The organism is Streptomyces sparsus (assembly GCF_054776295.1).
The window spans coordinates 1-799 of the sequence record NZ_BAAHCA010001482.1; the positions used below are offsets into that span (position 1 = coordinate 1).

Below are 799 nucleotides of genomic sequence, written 5' to 3' on the forward strand. Positions count from 1 at the left end.
CGGCACGACGCCGGCGGCCCATCGGCGGCAGGCCCCGGCCCGACATCCCGCCGAGCCCACGGCCCGGTTTCCGCTCAGGCGTCCGGGAAGGGCCAGGCGTTGGGGCGGCAGGTGGCGCCGCCGACGGTCAGGAACTTCGTCTGCTGCATCATCACCGGGGCGAGCGCGCCCTCCTCGGGGCAGACCACGTGGCCGAAGCCCAGCCGGTGTCCGACCTCGTGGTTGATGAGCATCTGCCGGTAGGCGCGGATCCGCTGCGCGCCGAAGGTGTCGGCGCCCCGGGCCCAGCGGAAGCCGTTGATCATGACGCGCTCGGTGGACGCCGAGTCGCAGGAGACGTTGTCCTGGGTGGTGTCCAGGCCGGACTTGGCGCACCACACCGCGGTGGTGCCCGGGCTGGCCAGGGTGATGACGAAGTCCGCCGAACCGGAGGAGACCCGCTCGAAGGTCCGGGCGCCGCCGTTGGCCCAGCTGCGCTCGTCGTTGAGCGTCTCGTGCACCGCGCGGGCGAAGACCTTGCTGTCGAGGCCGAGATCACTCTCCACGTCGACCCGGTACGTGACCCGGGTGCCGGATCCGGTCCCCTCGTCCTGGCCCGCGACGGTGGTGAACTTGCCCTCCCCGGCGAAGTCGGGGTCCATCGGCATCTGGCGGTTGAACTGCTGCTCGAAGGTGAGCGGCGCGGCGCCCGGAGTGGACTGGGCGGGCGTGGGCCTGCCGTCCGAGCGGGAGGTGGTGTCCCCGGTGGCGTCCGACCCGGCGGCGGGCCGCTCGCCCTGTCCGGCGGCCTCGGGGCCGG

General features: G+C 73.7%; 1 protein-coding gene. It reads right to left on the bottom strand.

Features of this window, described 5'->3' with window-relative positions; all coding sequences use genetic code 11:
- Positions 1-74: 74 nt before the first annotated feature.
- The coding region (locus ACYVE9_RS29155; protein ID WP_461030880.1) for a DUF3152 domain-containing protein at positions 75-799 on the bottom strand (725 nt) is incomplete at its 5' end.